The following is a 16,303-nucleotide window of genomic DNA, read 5'->3' on the forward strand; positions in this document are numbered from 1 at the left end:
TCAGGCCACGGCCAGGGCGCCCGCGCGCTCCAGCGCCTGTTCGACGCTGCAGATCTTGGCAAAACGGCCTTCGAGCACGGTCGCCGTGCGTGCCTTGATGTCGGCTGCGGACAGCGGACGGCCGTCGGGCTGGGTCATGTCGAAAGTCAGCGTGGCATCGAGCACGTAGTCGACCGACCAGCCCAGGTCGGAGGCGTGGCGCGTCGTGGTCTCGCAGCATTGTTCGGTGCGGATGCCGCTCACGATCAGCCGGCCTATGCCGTTCTCGGTGAGCCAGACGTCGAGCCCGCTGTTGACCAGGGCGCTGTGGCGGTGCTTGGTGAAGGTCGCGGCGGCATCGAAGCCGGTCAGTTCCGTGAGCGGCCGCACATGGCCCGATTCGACCGCGAAGGGGTTGCCTGCGCTGGCCGGGCCGTCGACGTGGAAGATGCGAACGATCGGGATGCCGGCCGCCGTGCAGCCTTCGATCAACGCGTTCTGCGCCGCGACGTAGGGGACATAGTCGCGTTGCGCGAAGTAAGGGCGATGGCGAAACGATTCCTGGGCATCGATCACTATCAGACAACTTTTCATGGCGGCAATCTCCTGGAGACGGGTGGATGATGCGCCTTATTCTTCTCCGTTGCCGACATTCCGTCCGCGCTGCACCGGACAAGAATCGATCAAATCAGGACATGCGACTCAGACGAGCCGGGCGGCCTGCAATTCCTTCTTGAGGTAGGCATAGAACAGCGGCGCCGCCACCAGCCCCGCCGGGCCGAACACCGCCTCGGCCGCGAACATCACGGCCAGCAGTTCCCACACGCCCATCTGCGTGCGGGCGCCCACCACCTTGGCATTGATGAAGTACTCGGCCTTGTGGATCAGGATCAGGAAGGCCAGGCAGGCCAGTGCGGTGATCGGCGATACCGACAGACCGACCACGGTGATCACCGCGTTGCACAGCAGGTTGCCCACGATCGGCACCAGGCCGGCGACGAAGGTCAGCGTGATCAAGGCCGGCGTGTACGGCAGGCGCAGGTCCCATGTCGGCAGCACGAACAGCAGGAAGAGGGCGGTCAGGAAGGTGTTGAAGGCCGCGATCCAGAACTGCGCGGCCACGATCTGGCCGAAGGCCTCGCCGAAAAGAGTGATGCGCTGCCTCAACTGCTCGGCCAGCGGGCGCCGCGTGGGCGGATGGGCGGCAACGGCAGCAAGCGCGCCGACGATCAGGCCGACGTAGGCGAAGAGCAGCCCGCCCAGCCAGGCGCGGCCGGTCAGCGCGAGCGCGCCGGCCTGCGCGCGCAGGTAGCCGGCGACGACGCGCTGCACCTCCGCCGCGCCTTCCGGCAGGTAGGCGCCGATGTCGGGCGGCAGCTTGAGGCGCAGCTCCAGCACCGTGCGCGCGATGTAGTCGAGCAGTTCCTGGTACTGCTCCGGCGCGTTGAGGACAAAGTCGCGCGCCTCGGAGAAAGCCACGCTCAGCAGGCCGATCGGCGCCAGCATCACCAGCGTGGCGGCGATGACGCGCGACCACGAGGGAACGGCGGATCCCAGGCCCTGCGGCCGCAGGGGCACGAAGCGTCGCAGGCCGGCATCCAGCACGCGAGCGATCCAGCGCGTGCCCAGAAAACCGATGCACACGCACAGCAGGCCGGGCAGCAGGCCCTGCCACATGATCAGCAGCAATGCGCCCGAGATCAGCAGGTAGCTCGCCGTCAGCAGCGCGCGCGATGACGGCGTGGAGGGAATATCGCTCACGCGGTGCAGGCCGCTCAGGCCACGACCACGGCCGCGCCGGTACCACGCTCGGCAATGACGCCGATCTCGTGCACCGTCTCGCCCGCGGCGCGCAGCGTCGCCGCGCAGGCGGAGGCCTCGGCCGCATCGATCACGACCACCATGCCGATGCCGTTGTTGAAGGTGCGGTTCATCTCGATGTCGTCGATGCCGGCCACCTTCTGCAGCCAGGCGAAGAGCTCGGTCTGCGGCCAGCTGCCTTTCCTGAGGTGGGCCGCCGTGCCATCGGGCAGCACGCGCGGGATGTTCTCGAGCAGGCCGCCGCCGGTGATATGGGCCAGCGCTTTGATGCCCTGTGCTGAGCCTGTCGAAGCGGGATGCTTGGCCAGTGCCGCCAGCACCGGCTTCACGTACAGCCGCGTCGGCGCCATCACGGCTTCGCGGAAGGGCTGGCCGTCGAGCGTTGCGGGCAGATCGGTGCCTGCGCGCTCGATCACCTTGCGCACCAGGCTGAAGCCGTTGGAGTGCACGCCTGCCGACGCCAGGCCCAGCACCACGTCGCCGGGTTTCACGTTCTGGCCGGTGAGGATCAACGATTTCTCGACCGCCCCGACCGCGAAGCCCGCGAGATCGTATTCGCCGGCCGGGTACATGCCGGGCATCTCGGCGGTCTCGCCGCCGATCAGCGCACAGCCGCTCAGTTCGCATCCGCGGGCGATGCCGCCCACCACGGCGGCCGCGGTGTCGACGTCGAGCTTGCCGCAGGCGAAGTAGTCGAGGAAGAAGAGCGGCTCGGCACCCTGGACGAGCACGTCATTGACGCTCATGGCCACCAGGTCGATGCCGACGGTGTCGTGCATGTTCCATTCGAAGGCGAGCTTGAGCTTGGTGCCCACGCCGTCGGTGCCGCTCACCAGCACCGGTTCCTTGTAGCGCTTGGGCACCTCGAACAGCGCGCCGAAACCGCCGATGCCGGCCAGCACGCCCTCGCGCATCGTCTTTTTGGCCAGCGGCTTGATGCGGTCGACCAGCGCGTCGCCGGCATCGATGTCGACGCCGGCATCCTTGTAACTGAGCGGGGTGGGCGGGGTGGAGTTCATGGGCTGGCCGGACGAAGGAAGGGAGGGGCGAAAGGAAGGAGGACAATGACGCCGGCAACCGAAGCAGTCGGGCCGATAGAATTCGCCACGATTTTAAGGGCCGCCATGCCCTGTCCCATGAACCCTTCTTTCGCGTCATCCGCGCCACCCCAGCCGCTCTCGGCGGCCATGGCATGAAGCAGCTCGCGCTCGACATCGGCATTGCGACCGGTCCGACGCTCGCGGGCTTCTTCGCCGGGCCGAACGAGCCGGCGCTGCGGCACCTGGCGCTGTGGGTCGGCGACGCGCGCTCGACCACGCTGCATTCTCCGGTGCCGACCTACCTGTGGGGCGAGGGCGGCTGCGGCAAGACGCATCTGCTCGAAGCCGTGCGCGGCGCCTTGCGCGAGCAGGGTGCGAGCGTGGGCTGGCTGCATCCGGGGCTGCTGGACCCGCCCGAGTTCGACGAACGCTGGGGTGCCGTGCTGTTCGACGACGTGCATCTCTACACTGCGGTCCAGCAGCACGCCGCTTTCAATTGGTTCGTCAATGCGCAGAGCCTGCAGCGGGGCGTGGTGGCGGCGGGCACCGTGCCGCCGGCCGATCTGCCGCTGCGCGAGGACCTCCGCACGCGCCTGGGTTGGGGCCATGTGTTCCACTTGCAGGTGCTCGGCGAGTCGGAGCGGCGCGCCGTGCTGCGCCAGGCCGCGGACAGCCGCGGCGTGATGCTGTCGGACGAAGTGCTCGACTACATGCTGCATCGTTTCAGCCGCGATCTCGGCAGCCTGATGGAACTGCTCGCGCAGCTCGACGGCTATGCCTTGCAGACCCAGCGCGCGATCACGATCCCGCTGATCCGGTCGATGCTCGAAAATGAATGAGGGCGCCAGAGGCGCCGAAGCTTTCCAATGATCAAGAAATTCATCGACAAACTCCTCGGCAAATCCGGCGATGCCGCACAGGGCGGCAAGGCCCGTTTCGGCAAGCGCCAGGAGGTGCCCGCCTCGGTGCACGGCATCGACCCGGCGCTGGTCGACGAGCGCGCCAAGAACGTCGTCACCACGCTGCAGGATGCCGGCTATGAGGCCTACGTCGTCGGCGGCGCGGTGCGCGACCTGCTGCTCGGCCTGCGCCCCAAGGACTTCGACGTCGCGACCAACGCGACGCCCGAGCAGGTGAAAAGCCTGTTTCGCCGCGCCTTCATCATCGGCCGGCGCTTTCGCATCGTGCACGTGGTGTACGGCCGCGGGCGCGAGCACGAGGTGATCGAGGTCTCGACCTTTCGTGCCTACATGGACAGCAACGGCGCCGAGCAGGTGGCTGGCAACGAACGCACCAGCAAGGGCGAGCTCGCGGGCATGAAGCACGCGGTCGACGCCAGCGGCCGCGTGCTGCGCGACAACGTCTGGGGCCCGCAGGAAGAAGACGCCGCGCGGCGCGACTTCACCGTCAATGCGATGTACTACGACCCGGCGAGCGAGATCGTGGTCGACTATCACAACGGCATCAAGGACTCGAAGAAGCTCACGCTGCGCATGATCGGCGACCCGATCACGCGCTACCGCGAAGACCCGGTGCGCATCATTCGCGCGATCCGCTTCTCGGCCAAGCTGGCAGCGCTCGGCTTCAAGCTCGAGCCCAAGACCGCGGCGCCGCTGGTCGAATCCAGCAAGCTCCTGGCCGACGTGCCGCAAAGCCGCCTGTTCGACGAGATGCTCAAGCTGCTGCAGACCGGCCATGCCGTTGCCACCGTCGCGCAGTTGCGCAAGCTCGAGCTGACGACCGGCATCTACCCCTTGCTCGACGTCGTGGTCGAGCGTGCCGATCTGCCCTTCGTGAAGGCCGCCCTGCAGGACACCGACCGCCGCGTCGGCGAAGGCAAGCCGGTGGCGCCGAGCTTCCTCCTGGCCTGCGTGCTGTGGGCCGATGTGCGCGACGGCTGGGCCCAGCGCGTCGAGGGCCGCCATGGCCAGCGCGCGCAAGCCGCGTTCCCGGCGCTGCAGGATGCGATCGACGACGTGTTCAATGCGCGCATCGGCGACGTCTCGGGCCGCGGCAAGCTGGCGGCCGACATGCGCGAAATCTGGATGATGCAGCCGCGCTTCGACAAGCGCACGGGCGCCACGCCCTACAGCCTGGTCGAGCAGGCGCGCTTTCGTGCGGCCTTCGACTTCATGCGCTTGCGCGCCGATGTCGGCGAGGTCAGCGAAGCGATCGCCGAGTGGTGGCAGGAGTTCAGCACGGCCGACGAGGTGCGCCGCCAAGACCTCTTGGACCAGGTGCGCGACGAGCAGCACAAGAGACCCCGCCAGCGCGTGCCTGCCGCGCGTGCGCCGGCGGCCGCCGCCGACGAGGCGCAGCTTCCGCCCGACGGTGAAGTCGCTGCCGCCGCGCCGCGCAAGCGCCGCCGCAGGCGCAAGCCGCGCAGCGGCGGCGAAGCCGGCAGCAGCGTCGCGGCCGAATGACGGCGAGCCGGGCCTACGTCGCAATCGGCGCCAACCTGGGCGACGCGCGCGCGACGGTGAGGCAGGCGATGGACGATCTGGCGGCGCTGCCCGGCACGCGCGTCGGGGCGCGCTCTTCGCTCTATCGCAGCGCGCCTGTCGATGCCCTGGGGCCCGATTTCATCAATGCGGTGGTCGAACTCGAGACCGAACTCGATCCGACGGCGCTGCTGGCCGAGCTCCAGCGCCTCGAGAGCGGCGCGGGCCGCGAGCGTCCCTACCGCAATGCGCCGCGCACCCTCGATCTCGATCTGCTGCGCCATGGCGAGGTGGCGATGGACACGGCGGTGCTGACGCTGCCGCATCCGCGCATGGGCGAGCGCGCCTTCGTGCTCGTGCCGCTGGCGGAGATCGCGCCGGAGCAGGTTACGCCGGCCCAGCTCGCCCAGGTGGCCGACCAGCGCATCGAGCGCCTCTGACCCTCGTCTGCGCGCCCGACCAGTACACTTGCGCGGTTTTTTCACGATGGCGTCACATGAATGTGGTGGCCGCGAATCCAGGAGAGCGCCATGTTCGGCAAGCTGCTGCCCCGCGAGGGGAATTTTTTCGAGATGTTCAATCAGCACGCCGACCGCATCGTCGAAGCCGCGCGCGCCTTCGAGCAACTCGTCGCCAACTACAACGACCTGCATCTGCGCGAGCAGTACAACCGCGATGTCGACAATGCCGAGCGCGCTGCCGACCGCGTGACGCATGACGTCAACCGGTTGATCCACAAGACCTTCATCACGCCGATCGACCGCGAGCAGATCCACAAGCTGATCAACACGATGGACGACGTGGCCGACCTGATCCAGGACTCGGCCGAGACCATGGCGCTCTACGACGTGCGCCACATGACGGAGGAGATCACGCGCCTGACCACGCTCAGCGTGAAGTGCTGCGAGCGAGTGAAGGACGCGGTCAAGTTCCTCGGCAAGATCACCGACCCGGCCACCGCCGAGGCCACGCTCAAGACCTGCGAGGAAATCGACCGGCTCGAGTCCGACGCCGACCGCGTGATGCGCAGCGCGATGAGCAAGCTGTTCCGCGAAGAGCCGGACGTGCGCGAGGTCATCAAGCTCAAGGCCATCTACGAGCTGCTGGAGACGATCACCGACAAGTGCGAAGACGTCGCCAACGTGATCGAGGGCATCGTCCTCGAGAACTCCTGAGCGCGGGCTCCGAATGACAACGGTGCAGGTCGCCCTCTGGGTGGTGGTGGTGCTGGTCGCGCTGGCCATCGCATTCGACTTCATGAACGGCTTTCACGATGCGGCGAATTCGATCGCCACGGTCGTATCGACCGGTGTGCTCAAGCCCGGCCACGCCGTGGTGTTCGCGGCCTTCTTCAACCTGATCGCGATCTTCGTCTTCCACCTGAGCGTGGCGGCGACCGTCGGCAAGGGCATCGTGCAGCCGGGCATCGTCGATGTGCACGTGGTGTTCGGCGCCCTCGTCGGCGCCATCAGCTGGAACTTCCTCACCTGGTACTACGGCATTCCCAGCAGCTCATCGCACGCGTTGATCGGCGGCATCGTGGGCGCGGTGATTGCCAAGGCCGGCTCGGGCGCCTTGATCGCCGCCGGGATCTGGAAGACCGTGGCCTTCATCTTCGTTTCGCCGCTCCTGGGTTTTCTGCTCGGCTCGCTGATGATGATCGTGGTCGCCTGGGCGTTCCGGCGTTCGACGCCGTCGCGCGTGGACCGGTGGTTCCGCACGCTGCAGCTGGTTTCGGCCGGCGCCTACAGCCTGGGCCACGGCGGCAACGATGCGCAGAAGACCATCGGCATCATCTGGATGCTGTTGATCGCGACCGGCTATTCGGCTGGCAACGCGGAGGCGCCGCCGGCCTGGACCGTCGGCAGCTGCTATGCGGCGATCGCGCTCGGCACCATGTTCGGCGGCTGGCGCATCGTCAAGACCATGGGCCAGAAGATCACCAAGCTCAAACCGGTCGGCGGCTTCTGCGCCGAGACGGGCGGGGCGCTGACCCTGTTCCTCGCCACGGCGCTGGGCATTCCGGTCTCGACCACGCACACCATCACGGGTGCGATCGTCGGCGTGGGTTCGGCACAGCGCGCGAGCGCCGTGCGCTGGGGCGTGGCCGGCAACATTGTGTGGGCCTGGGTCTTCACGATCCCGGCCTCGGCCTTCGTGGCCGCGATCGCCTACTGGATCGGCCTCCAGGTGTTTTAGCGCGCCCCCAGGCTGCGCGCACTTCGTGTCGCTTCGCCAACCCCCTACCGGGGGCGGCCGGGCGCGGCGGCCCTCTGAATGGCAGGCCTCACCCCTGTCCGCTCGGGCTGAGCTTGTCGAAGCCTTGCGCAGCGGCGATTACTGAGAAATCTTCCGGCCTTCTTCGATCTGGTGCTCGAAGAAGCGCTGGAAGCTGAAGGCGATGCTGGCCATGAGGATCGTGCTGCCGAAGAACAGGGCCAGCACGACAGCGCCGATGGTGAGCCAGTTGGTGCGCCCGGCGGGAGCCTCGGGCGCGGCGCCGGCGTTGTAGCGGGCGTTCCATTTCTCCGGCGTCATCAGGCCATAGACGATAGCGGTGAGCGCGCAGCCCGCAATCGTGAAGCCGAGCAGCGGGAGCAGCAGCCAGCTCCAGCCGTCGTCCACGCCATAGAGGCGCAGGCGTTCGATGCCGTACAGGCCGAGCGCCGTCGGGATCGGCAGCAGCCAGCCCAGCGTGCTGCCGAAGCCGCGCAGATAGAAGCAGTGCAGCCCCAGAGGCCCGCCGAGGAAGGCGAGCCAGGCGGCCACGGTCTTGTTCTTCATTCGGGGCTCGTCAAGCTGCCTTCGCCCAGCACCTTTTCCATCAAGACCACGTCGCGCCACTGGCCGAACTTCCAGCCGCAGTCCTTGAGCACGCCCACATGGGCGAAGCCCTGGCCGCGGTGCACGCCGATCGATCCGGCGTTGGCCGAGTCACCGATCACCGCGATCAGCTTTCGCACGCCGACGGATTCGGCGGCCTGCGTCAGCGCGGCCAGCAGTCGTGCACCCAGGCCCTGGCCCCGCGCGGCGTCGGCCAGGTAGATGGAATCCTCGGCCGAAAAGCGGTAGGCGGGACGGGGCTTGAACCAGGTGCAGTACGCAAAGCCGAGCAGTTCGCCGTCCTGCTCGGCCACCAGATAGGGCAGGTTCTTCGAGAGCACGTCGGCGCGTCGGGCAGCCATGTCGGCGGATGAGGGCGGCTCGGTCTCGAAGGTGCCTGTGCCGTGCAGCACGTGATGGGCATAAATGGCGGTGATTGCCGCGATGTCCTCGTCGCGGCTGGGGCGGATGGTGGTCATTCTGAGACGCCTGGCAATGCCAAGGGTGTTGAAAAAAGTCGCTCGGGCTATAATCGTGGGCTTTTCAGCGTGTCGCTGGCCGGGTGGCCATGTCGCGTGTCTCGACGCTGGAAGAACACCGTGGGCGAACCTATTCGGGTTTGCTGCACCACCCGAAGGATAAATCATGGTCGTCATTCGACTCTCCCGCGGCGGCGCCAAAGGCCGTCCGTTTTTCAACATCGTCGTGTCGGACAAGCGCGTTCGCCGCGATGGCCGTTTCATCGAGCGCCTGGGTTTCTATAACCCGACCGCCAAGGAAAACGAAGAAAGCATCCGCATCGCGCAGGATCGCCTGGCCTATTGGAAGAGCGTCGGCGCGCAAGCCTCGCCCACGGTCCATCGCCTGATCAAGCAAGCCGCCGCCGCGGCTCCGAAGGCCGCTGCTTAAGCGGCCGGCAAGGCGATGCTGCCCACACTCGAAGCCGCCGAACTGCCGGCGGACGCGATCGAGGTGGCGCGCATCGCCGACGCCTGGGGCATCAAGGGCTGGTTCAAGGTCCTGCCCCACAGCGCCCAGCCCGAGGCGCTTTTTTCATCCAAGCGCTGGTTTCTGCAGCCGCCCGGCGCAAAGACCGCCGGCGCTTTCCGGCTCGCGATCCGCGAAGCCAAGGAACACTCCGACTGCATCGTCGCCTCGTCCGAGGACGTGCCTGACCGCAACGCGGCCGAAGCCTTGCGCGGTGCGCGCGTGTTCGTGCCGCGATCGAGCTTTCCGACCGCCGGCGACGACGAGTACTACTGGGTCGATCTGATCGGGCTTGCCGTCGTGAACCGCGAAGGCGTCGCGCTCGGCACGGTGCGCGAACTTCTCGCCAGCGGGCCGCAGACCACGCTGGTGCTGGACGCCCAGGAGGGCGGCAAGCCGATCGAGCGCATGGTTCCCTTCGTCTCGGCCTTCGTCGACAAAGTGGATCTGCCGGGCCGGCTGATCACGGTCGACTGGCAGCCTGATTACTGAGCCGCCCGGCTCCGGCGCCGCCATGCGCTTCGACGTCATCACCCTCTTTCCCGAGCTGTTCGCGCCCTTTCTCGCGAGCGGCGTGACGCGCCGTGCCTACGAGTCGAAGCAGGTCGAGGTCGTGCTGTGGAACCCGCGCGATTTCGCCGACGGCAACTACCGGCGCGTCGACGACCGGCCTTTCGGCGGCGGCCCAGGCATGGTCATGATGGCCGAGCCGTTGTCGGCCTGCCTCGATGCGGCGCTGGCGGCCCGGGGCGCGGCGGCGCCGGTGCTTCTCTTCTCGCCGATCGGCGAGACCTTGAGGCACGCGGTGGTGGAGCAATGGTCCGCCACCGTAGGCGCAGTGCTGGTGTGCGGGCGCTATGAAGGCATCGACCAGCGCTTCATCGATGCGAGGGTCACGCACCAGCTGAGCATCGGCGATTTCGTGCTTTCGGGCGGCGAGATTCCCGCCATGGCCTTGCTCGACGCCGTCGCGCGGCTCCAGCCCGGCGTGCTGGGCGATGAGGACAGCCATGTGCAGGACAGCTTCAATCCGGCGCTCGACGGCCTGCTCGACTGCCCCCACTACACCCGGCCGGAGCAATGGAAGGGCGAGGGCGTGCCTCCCGTCCTGCTCTCGGGGCATCACGTGCAGATCGAGCGCTGGCGACGCGATCAGCGGCTCGCGATCACCCTGCAAAAACGGCCGGAGCTGATCGAGGCGGCACGCGCAGCCGGACGGCTCAGCCCGGCGGACGAGAAAGTGCTCCAAAAAAAGCTATAATATTTGGCTCCCCGATCCTCTGCCGGCCGCGTCGCCTTGGCCTTCAAGGCCTCGAGACGCCTTTTGTGTAGCGCGAGCACGATCGAATCCAGGAAACAAATGAACCTCATCCAGACCCTCGAGCAGGAAGAAATCGCCCGGCTCGGCAAGAAGATCCCCGATTTCATGCCCGGTGACACGGTCATCGTCAGCGTGAACGTCGTCGAAGGCAACCGCAAGCGCGTGCAGGCCTACGAAGGCGTCGTGATCGCCAAGCGCAATCGCGGCCTCAACAGCGGCTTCACGGTGCGCAAGATCTCCAGCGGCGAAGGCGTGGAACGTACGTTCCAGACCTACAGCCCGTTGATCGCCGGCATCGAAGTCAAGCGTCGCGGCGATGTGCGCCGCGCCAAGCTCTACTATCTGCGCGAACGCAGCGGCCGTTCGGCACGCATCAAGGAAAAGCTGCCGGGCAAGTCGTCGGCAGCGGCTGCTCAATAAAGAGCGCCTCCCGTCGTGCAAAAAGCCGCCGATCAAGGCGGCTTTTTGCATTTGTGCTTCGATGCATCCAGCGTTCGTGATTTTTGTTGTTGTGCCGCGTGTCACGCTGGCTCAGTTTTTGCGTTTTACTCAGCAAGTCCTTTCTTGACCACACCACCACCGTCCACCATGCGCGCTGCTTCCGTCGAATCCGTCAACGCCGTCCTGCCGTCGGCGCTGCGGTCCTTCGACCCGCGCCAGGTGCCGGTGGTCGGTATCGACGTCGGGTTGCCCGCGGTGGCGCCCTCCCGCTTCGATGCGCGCGCCTTGCGCGCACGCTTCGCCACGCCGCCGGCCTGGGTGCCCGAGTTGCGGCGCGAGCCGCGGCTGACGGATCGCGTACCCGCCCAGGCGGCGGTGCTGGTGCCGATCGTGATGAGGGACGAACCCACGGTGCTGCTGACCGAGCGGACGACGCATCTGTCGACCCACTCGGGCCAGGTCGCCTTTCCGGGCGGCCGGGTCGACCCCGAAGACGCCAATATTGCAGCGGCCGCCCTGCGCGAAGCGTGGGAAGAGGTCGGCTTGTCGGCGGCGTACATCGAGGTGCTGGGCTGCCTGCCGACCTACACCACCGTCACGTCCTTCATCGTGACGCCGGTGGTCGCGCTCGTGCGCCCGGACTTCGAGCTGAACATCAATCCTTATGAGGTGGCGGCGGCTTTCGAAGTGCCGCTCGCTTACCTGATGAATCCGGCGAACCACCGGCGACACGCGCTCGTCGGCGAAGACCTCAAGTCGCGCGAGTGGTTTTCGATGCCCTACCAGGACGGTCCTGACGAGCGTTACGTATGGGGTGCGACGGCGGGCATGCTGCGCAACCTCTACCGCTTCCTCTCGGCCTGAACCACGCCGCGTCCCGTCCGGGTGCCATGGAGGCACTCGCTATCATCGACGGATGAGCTTCTTTGCGATCCTGTGCGCGTTGCTGATCGAGCAGGTGCGCCCGCTTGCGTACCACAACCCCGTGTACGGCAGCGTGCTCGCATGGACGCGTTGGACCAGCCGCAATTTCGACGCCGGCAAGCCGCACCATGGCTGGGTGGCCTGGGGGCTTGCGGTGCTCGTGCCGACGGTGCTCGCATTGGGCGTGCACTGGCTGCTGGTGCTCACGCTCGGGCTGCCCTTCGCGGTGCTGTGGAGCGTCGCGGTGCTCTACGTCACGCTGGGCTTTCGGCAGTTCAGCCACCATTTCACCGGCATCCGCGATGCGCTCGACGAGGGCGACGAAGCGCTCGCGCGCTCGCTGCTCGCGCATTGGCAGCGCGTCGATGCGGCCGACCTGCCGCGCAGCGAGATCGTGCGGCACGTGATCGAGCACTCGGTGATCGCGGCGCATCGGCACGTGTTCGGTGTGCTCGCCTGGTTCTCCATCCTCGCCGCCGCCGGATTGGGGCCTGCCGGCGCGGTGTTCTATCGGATGAGCGAATTCGTCTCGCGCTATTGGGCGCACAAGAACGGCGCTTCGATCCAGCCGTCCAGCACGTGGGTCCAGCATGCGGCCGATCGGGCCTGGGGCCTGATCGACTGGCTGCCGGCGCGCATCACGGCGCTCGGTTTCGCGGTGGTCGGCAGTTTCGAAGAAGCGATCGACTGCTGGCGCAACGACGCCCGGCGCTTTCCCAACGAGAACGACGGCGTGATCCTGGCCGCGACCTCGGGTGCCGTCAACGTGCGGCTCGGTGGCGGCACCCTGAGTCCGGTCCCGCTGACCGATCCGTTGTCGAGGGCGCAGGCGGGCGATCCGCTCGCCGGCGGGCGTGGCCCCGACAGCGGCAGCACCCCGGGGCGCGAACCTGAACCAGCGCACCTGCGCAGCGTCGTCGGCCTGGTCTGGCGTTCGGTCGTGATGTGGATGGTGCTGCTCGCGCTGCTCACGCTGGCGCGCCTGCTGGGCTGAGCCGGGTGTGTCGGCCTTGAGCACCGCTCCAAGCTTCTGGAGTCCGCGCATTGCGGCGCTGGAGCCCTATGTGCCGGGCGAGCAGCCGCGCATCGCGAATCTGGTCAAGCTCAATACCAACGAGAACCCCTATCCGCCCTCGCCGCGAGTGCTCGATGCCATTCAGGAGGCGGCAGAGAAGGGACTCGAACGCTACCCCGATCCCGAATCGATCGCGCTGCGCGAAGCGATCGCTGTGCGCCACGGCCTGCACAGCGCGCAGGTGTTTGCGGGCAATGGCTCCGACGAAGTGCTGGCCCACGCCTTCTTCGCCTTTTTCCAGCAAGCCGAGCCTTTGCTGATTCCGGACGTCACCTACAGCTTCTACCGCGTCTATGCGCAGCTCTATGCGATCGCATGCGAGCTGCAGCGGGTGGACGAGGGACTTCGCATCGATGCCGATGCGCTGGCGGCGCGTGCCGAGGCCGGCTGCGGCGGCATCGTGATCGCGAATCCCAATGCGCCGACCGGTATCGGGATGCCGCTCGCATGCATCGAGCGCCTGCTCCAGGCCTGCCCGCAGCGCGTGGTGCTGGTGGACGAGGCCTATGTGGATTTCGGCGGCGAAAGCGCGCTGCCCCTGATCGCGCGCTATCCGAACCTGCTGGTCGTGCAGACGCTGTCGAAATCGCGTTCGCTCGCCGGCTTGCGCGTGGGCTTTGCCTGCGGGCAGGCGCAGCTGATCGATGCGCTGCAACGGGTCAAGAACAGCTTCAACTCCTATCCGCTCGACCGCTTGGCGACGGCGGGCGCCATTGCCGCGCTCGCTGACGAGGTCTGGTTCTCGAAGACGCGCGACGCCGTCGTCGACACCCGCGAGGGACTGACGCTGCAGTTGGAGGATCTGGGCTTCGAGGTATTGCCCTCGCAGGCCAACTTCGTATTCGTGCGCCATCCCGCGCACGATGCCGCCGCACTGGCGGCGGCGCTGCGGGCGCGCGCGGTGCTGGTGCGGCACTTCGGACAGCCGCGCATCGCGCAGTACCTGCGCATCAGCATCGGCACGCGGGAGCAGTGCAGTGCGCTGGTCGATGCGCTGGCGCAGGTCCTCGATTGAATCGCCTCAGGCGCGGCCCGTCACTTCCTTGAGCAGGCCGATGTACTGATCGACGAAGCGCGCGGGCATGAAGGCTTGCGCGCGTTCGCGGGCCTTTGCCGTCTGCGCGGCCCGGAGGACCGGATCGCCCAGCACCCGCTGCATCTGCGCGGCCAGCGCTTCATCGTCGCCGTTCGGGAAGACGAGACCGGCATCGCCGACGCACTCCGAAAGTCCGCCCTTGGCCGAGACGATGAGGCTCTTGCCTGCTGCCAGGAGCTCGACCGCGACCCCGCCCATCGGCTCGTACCACGCCGACGGGATCACGCCGATCATGCCCTTCGAGACCCATTCGACGAGCGCAGGGCCCGATTGCGAGCCGGCGAAGACGACGGAAGCCGAGAGGCCGGATGCGGCCACCAGCCGCTCGATCTCCGGCCGTGCGCTCCCATCCCCAATGAGCAGCAGCCGCGGCGCTTCCCGGCTGCGTTGGACGACCTTCGCGAAGGCGCGGATCAAGGTGTCGACGCCCTTCTCCTGCACGATCCTTCCCATGTAGAAGAACTCGTACTCGGGCTCGCCGCGGTCCGCTGCCTGGAAGCGCTCGATCGGAAAGGGGTTGTAGATCTGCACCTGCCGCGGCAGCGGCAGCGTCTTGTTCATCCACTGGGTGATGGCGACATTCCGGGTAACGGCGAACTTGGCGATACCGCGCCGCAGCAGCAGTTTCACGCCATCCTTCAAGCCGCGTACGTAGCCGCTTCTGCGCGCATGAAAGAGAAAAGACGCCACGGGCTCGAGCGGCGCCGGGGCGTTGTCGACCCAGCCGGCGCCGTCGATGCACGAGGCCTGGTAGCCCACATGCACCCAGACGAAGGGCTTGCGATAGGCCAGAACCCAGGGCTGAAGCGCCAGGCTCGCGCCATTGAAGAGAACCACGTCCGCCCAGCGCAGAAGCTCGCGCACGCGCGCGCTAGCCGGTTGGCGGATCACCTCGAAGGGGAACTGCGCGCCGTCCCCCTCGGGCGTCTGGGTCACCACCTTGCAGTCGATGCCTTTCGCCACGAAGCCCTCGACGAGTGCGCGCGATACGGTCTCGACGCCGCCCACCGACGGATGGAACACATGGGAATACAGCAGCACCTTCATTTGTAGCGGGATTGGCTCAGTTCGGCGAACAGCTCGCCATAGATCCGATAGCGCGAGGGGCTGATCGCACCCGGATGGCCGGGCGACTCCACCTGCGCGATCACACCGCAGCCCGGCTCGTGCAGATGCGTGCAGTTGTAGAACTTGCATGCCGCGGCGTGTTCGGCGATGTCGGGCATCAGGTGCGCGAGTTGCATCGCTTCGATGTGATTCAGTCCGAATTCCTGGAAGCCCGGCGAATCGATCAGCGCCGTGGTCCGCGCGTCGTCCACCCAGTACCAGGTGGTGCTGGTCGTGGTGTGCTTGCCCGAATTGAGCGCCTGCGAAATCTCTGCCGTCGAGGCCAGCGCGGCCGGCACCAGCAGGTTGGTGAGCGTGCTCTTGCCGGCGCCCGACGGACCGAGCACCAGGGTGGTCTTGCCCGCCAGCAGCTTCATCAAGGTTGCGCGATCGGCCTCCGGCGAGGCCTTGAGCGACAGCGGCAACACGCCATGATGCATCCGGCGGTAGGGCGCCAGCCTGGCCCAGGCCCGTTCGAAGGGGGCGACGACATCGCTCTTGTTGAGCGCGATGATCGGCGCGATGCGTTCGGCCGCGGCCGCGATCAGCGCACGCGCCAACTGGGTTTCGGAGAACTCGGGCTCGGCCGCGATCAGGATGAGTACCTGGTCGAGATTGGCCGCGAAGGACTTGGTGCGAATCTCGTCCTGCCGGTAGAACAGGTTCTTCCTCTGCTGTACCTGCTCGATGGTGCCCTCGTCCTCGCTGGCCTGCCAGCGTACACGGTCGCCCACCACGGCTTGGCTCTTCTTGCCGCGCGGATGGCAAATCAGTCGTTCGCCCTCGGGTGTTTCGACGAGGCAGTGGCGGCCATGGCTGGCAATGACGAGTCCGTCGCGCAATGCGGCACCCTCGGCGCCGCTGCGTTGCTTAGCCAAGGGCGCGTTCCATCGGGCTCAGGCCGTTGCCAGCAGGGCATCCGCCTGCGTCGCGCACTCGAAATCCGTGGCCGAGATGCCGCCCACGTCGTGCGTGTTGAAGCGTACGACGCAGCGGTTGTAGTGCACCGAAAGGTCGGGGTGGTGGTCTTGCGTGTGCGCAATGAAGGCCAGTGCGTTCACGAAGGCGATGGTCTCGAAGTAGTTCGCGAAGCTGAAAGTCTTCTCGATCGCGACATTGGCGCCGTCGCCGGTCAGCTTCCAGCCGTCGAGCCGCGCCAGCCCGGCGACGATCTCGGTGGCGCTCAGTGCGCGGCGTGCGTGCTGCTTCCAGTCCTTGGGTTTGAACATGCTGCTCATGGTCGGCTTT

At 67.1% G+C, this 16,303-nt stretch carries 20 protein-coding genes; 12 read left to right on the forward strand and 8 right to left on the reverse strand.

The window, feature by feature from the left end; all coding sequences use genetic code 11:
- The 3 genes from ACSQ9I_RS07740 to purM form a co-directional block, all read right to left on the reverse strand.
- Positions 1–573, reverse strand: coding sequence for an isochorismatase family protein (locus ACSQ9I_RS07740; RefSeq protein WP_436312756.1), 573 nt, complete (start codon positions 571–573; stop codon positions 1–3).
- A gap of 108 nt (positions 574–681) precedes the next feature.
- Complete coding sequence (locus tag ACSQ9I_RS07745) at positions 682–1,758, reverse strand: AI-2E family transporter (RefSeq protein WP_436315728.1); 1,077 nt, start codon at positions 1,756–1,758, stop codon at positions 682–684.
- The gene (gene purM, locus ACSQ9I_RS07750; protein WP_093106437.1) at positions 1,755–2,819 is read right to left on the reverse strand and encodes a phosphoribosylformylglycinamidine cyclo-ligase; all 1,065 of its coding nucleotides are present in this window, start codon (positions 2,817–2,819) and stop codon (positions 1,755–1,757) included. The genes ACSQ9I_RS07745 and purM overlap by 4 nt, the downstream gene beginning before the upstream one ends.
- Positions 2,820–2,992: 173 nt before the next feature.
- On the opposite strand from purM, the gene hda reads away from it, so the two are divergent.
- The 5 genes from hda to ACSQ9I_RS07775 all read left to right on the forward strand — a co-directional run bounded on the left by hda (position 2,993) and on the right by ACSQ9I_RS07775 (position 7,480).
- A complete protein-coding gene (gene hda, locus ACSQ9I_RS07755) occupies positions 2,993–3,679 on the forward strand; it encodes a DnaA regulatory inactivator Hda (RefSeq protein ID WP_093106434.1) in 687 nt (228 codons plus the stop codon).
- Between the two features lie 27 nt (positions 3,680–3,706).
- A complete protein-coding gene (pcnB, locus tag ACSQ9I_RS07760) occupies positions 3,707–5,263 on the forward strand; it encodes a polynucleotide adenylyltransferase PcnB (RefSeq protein WP_093106431.1) in 1,557 nt (518 codons plus the stop codon).
- Entirely contained in the window at positions 5,260–5,721 is a 462-nt protein-coding gene (gene folK, locus ACSQ9I_RS07765; protein ID WP_436312757.1) for a 2-amino-4-hydroxy-6-hydroxymethyldihydropteridine diphosphokinase, read from the forward strand. Before pcnB ends, folK begins: the two co-directional genes overlap by 4 nt.
- A 90-nt stretch (positions 5,722–5,811) precedes the next feature.
- Entirely contained in the window at positions 5,812–6,456 is a 645-nt protein-coding gene (locus tag ACSQ9I_RS07770) for a DUF47 domain-containing protein (protein ID WP_093106846.1), read from the forward strand.
- Positions 6,457–6,469: 13 nt separating this feature from the next.
- Entirely contained in the window at positions 6,470–7,480 is a 1,011-nt protein-coding gene (locus ACSQ9I_RS07775; RefSeq protein ID WP_436312758.1) for an anion permease, read from the forward strand.
- Positions 7,481–7,618: 138 nt separating this feature from the next.
- Here the strand turns inward: ACSQ9I_RS07775 and ACSQ9I_RS07780 are convergent, their stop codons facing one another.
- Both ACSQ9I_RS07780 and ACSQ9I_RS07785 read right to left on the reverse strand, forming a co-directional pair.
- Positions 7,619–8,065, reverse strand: a complete 447-nt coding sequence (locus ACSQ9I_RS07780; protein ID WP_093106423.1) for a hypothetical protein — start codon at positions 8,063–8,065, stop codon at positions 7,619–7,621.
- A complete protein-coding gene (locus ACSQ9I_RS07785; protein WP_436312759.1) occupies positions 8,062–8,583 on the reverse strand; it encodes an N-acetyltransferase family protein in 522 nt (173 codons plus the stop codon). The genes ACSQ9I_RS07780 and ACSQ9I_RS07785 overlap by 4 nt, the downstream gene beginning before the upstream one ends.
- A 166-nt stretch (positions 8,584–8,749) precedes the next feature.
- Between ACSQ9I_RS07785 and rpsP the strand changes: the two genes are divergently transcribed.
- The 7 genes from rpsP to hisC all read left to right on the forward strand — a co-directional run bounded on the left by rpsP (position 8,750) and on the right by hisC (position 13,867).
- Entirely contained in the window at positions 8,750–9,013 is a 264-nt protein-coding gene (gene rpsP, locus ACSQ9I_RS07790) for a 30S ribosomal protein S16 (RefSeq protein WP_093106418.1), read from the forward strand.
- A gap of 15 nt (positions 9,014–9,028) precedes the next feature.
- On the forward strand, positions 9,029–9,583 hold the full coding sequence (rimM, locus tag ACSQ9I_RS07795; RefSeq protein WP_093106416.1) for a ribosome maturation factor RimM: 555 nt from the start codon (positions 9,029–9,031) through the stop codon (positions 9,581–9,583).
- Between the two features lie 22 nt (positions 9,584–9,605).
- Positions 9,606–10,352 (forward strand): tRNA (guanosine(37)-N1)-methyltransferase TrmD, encoded by a 747-nt coding sequence (gene trmD, locus ACSQ9I_RS07800; protein WP_436312760.1) that lies wholly within the window; start codon positions 9,606–9,608, stop codon positions 10,350–10,352.
- Between the two features lie 99 nt (positions 10,353–10,451).
- Complete coding sequence (gene rplS / locus ACSQ9I_RS07805; RefSeq protein ID WP_093106411.1) at positions 10,452–10,832, forward strand: 50S ribosomal protein L19; 381 nt, start codon at positions 10,452–10,454, stop codon at positions 10,830–10,832.
- 168 nt (positions 10,833–11,000) lie between these two features.
- On the forward strand, positions 11,001–11,717 hold the full coding sequence (locus tag ACSQ9I_RS07810; protein ID WP_436303194.1) for a CoA pyrophosphatase: 717 nt from the start codon (positions 11,001–11,003) through the stop codon (positions 11,715–11,717).
- 52 nt (positions 11,718–11,769) lie between these two features.
- Complete coding sequence (locus tag ACSQ9I_RS07815) at positions 11,770–12,771, forward strand: CobD/CbiB family protein (protein ID WP_093106405.1); 1,002 nt, start codon at positions 11,770–11,772, stop codon at positions 12,769–12,771.
- A gap of 16 nt (positions 12,772–12,787) precedes the next feature.
- Positions 12,788–13,867 carry a histidinol-phosphate transaminase gene (hisC, locus tag ACSQ9I_RS07820; protein ID WP_436312761.1) on the forward strand — a complete coding sequence of 360 codons (1,080 nt, stop codon included), beginning with the start codon at positions 12,788–12,790 and terminating at the stop codon, positions 13,865–13,867.
- A gap of 6 nt (positions 13,868–13,873) precedes the next feature.
- On the opposite strand, the gene ACSQ9I_RS07825 is transcribed toward hisC, so the two are convergent.
- The 3 genes from ACSQ9I_RS07825 to ACSQ9I_RS07835 are packed head-to-tail and all read right to left on the reverse strand — an operon-like array spanning position 13,874 to position 16,293.
- Complete coding sequence (locus ACSQ9I_RS07825; protein WP_436292635.1) at positions 13,874–14,995, reverse strand: glycosyltransferase family 4 protein; 1,122 nt, start codon at positions 14,993–14,995, stop codon at positions 13,874–13,876.
- Complete coding sequence (rsgA, locus tag ACSQ9I_RS07830; protein WP_436292636.1) at positions 14,992–15,933, reverse strand: ribosome small subunit-dependent GTPase A; 942 nt, start codon at positions 15,931–15,933, stop codon at positions 14,992–14,994. Before rsgA ends, ACSQ9I_RS07825 begins: the two co-directional genes overlap by 4 nt.
- Before the next feature lie 18 nt (positions 15,934–15,951).
- Positions 15,952–16,293: a 4a-hydroxytetrahydrobiopterin dehydratase gene (locus ACSQ9I_RS07835; protein ID WP_436303198.1), complete on the reverse strand. Its 342-nt coding sequence runs from the start codon at positions 16,291–16,293 to the stop codon at positions 15,952–15,954.
- Between the last annotated feature and the right edge of the window lie 10 nt (positions 16,294–16,303).

The organism is Variovorax sp. LjRoot84 (assembly GCF_964254305.1).
Taxonomy (GTDB): domain Bacteria; phylum Pseudomonadota; class Gammaproteobacteria; order Burkholderiales; family Burkholderiaceae_C; genus Variovorax.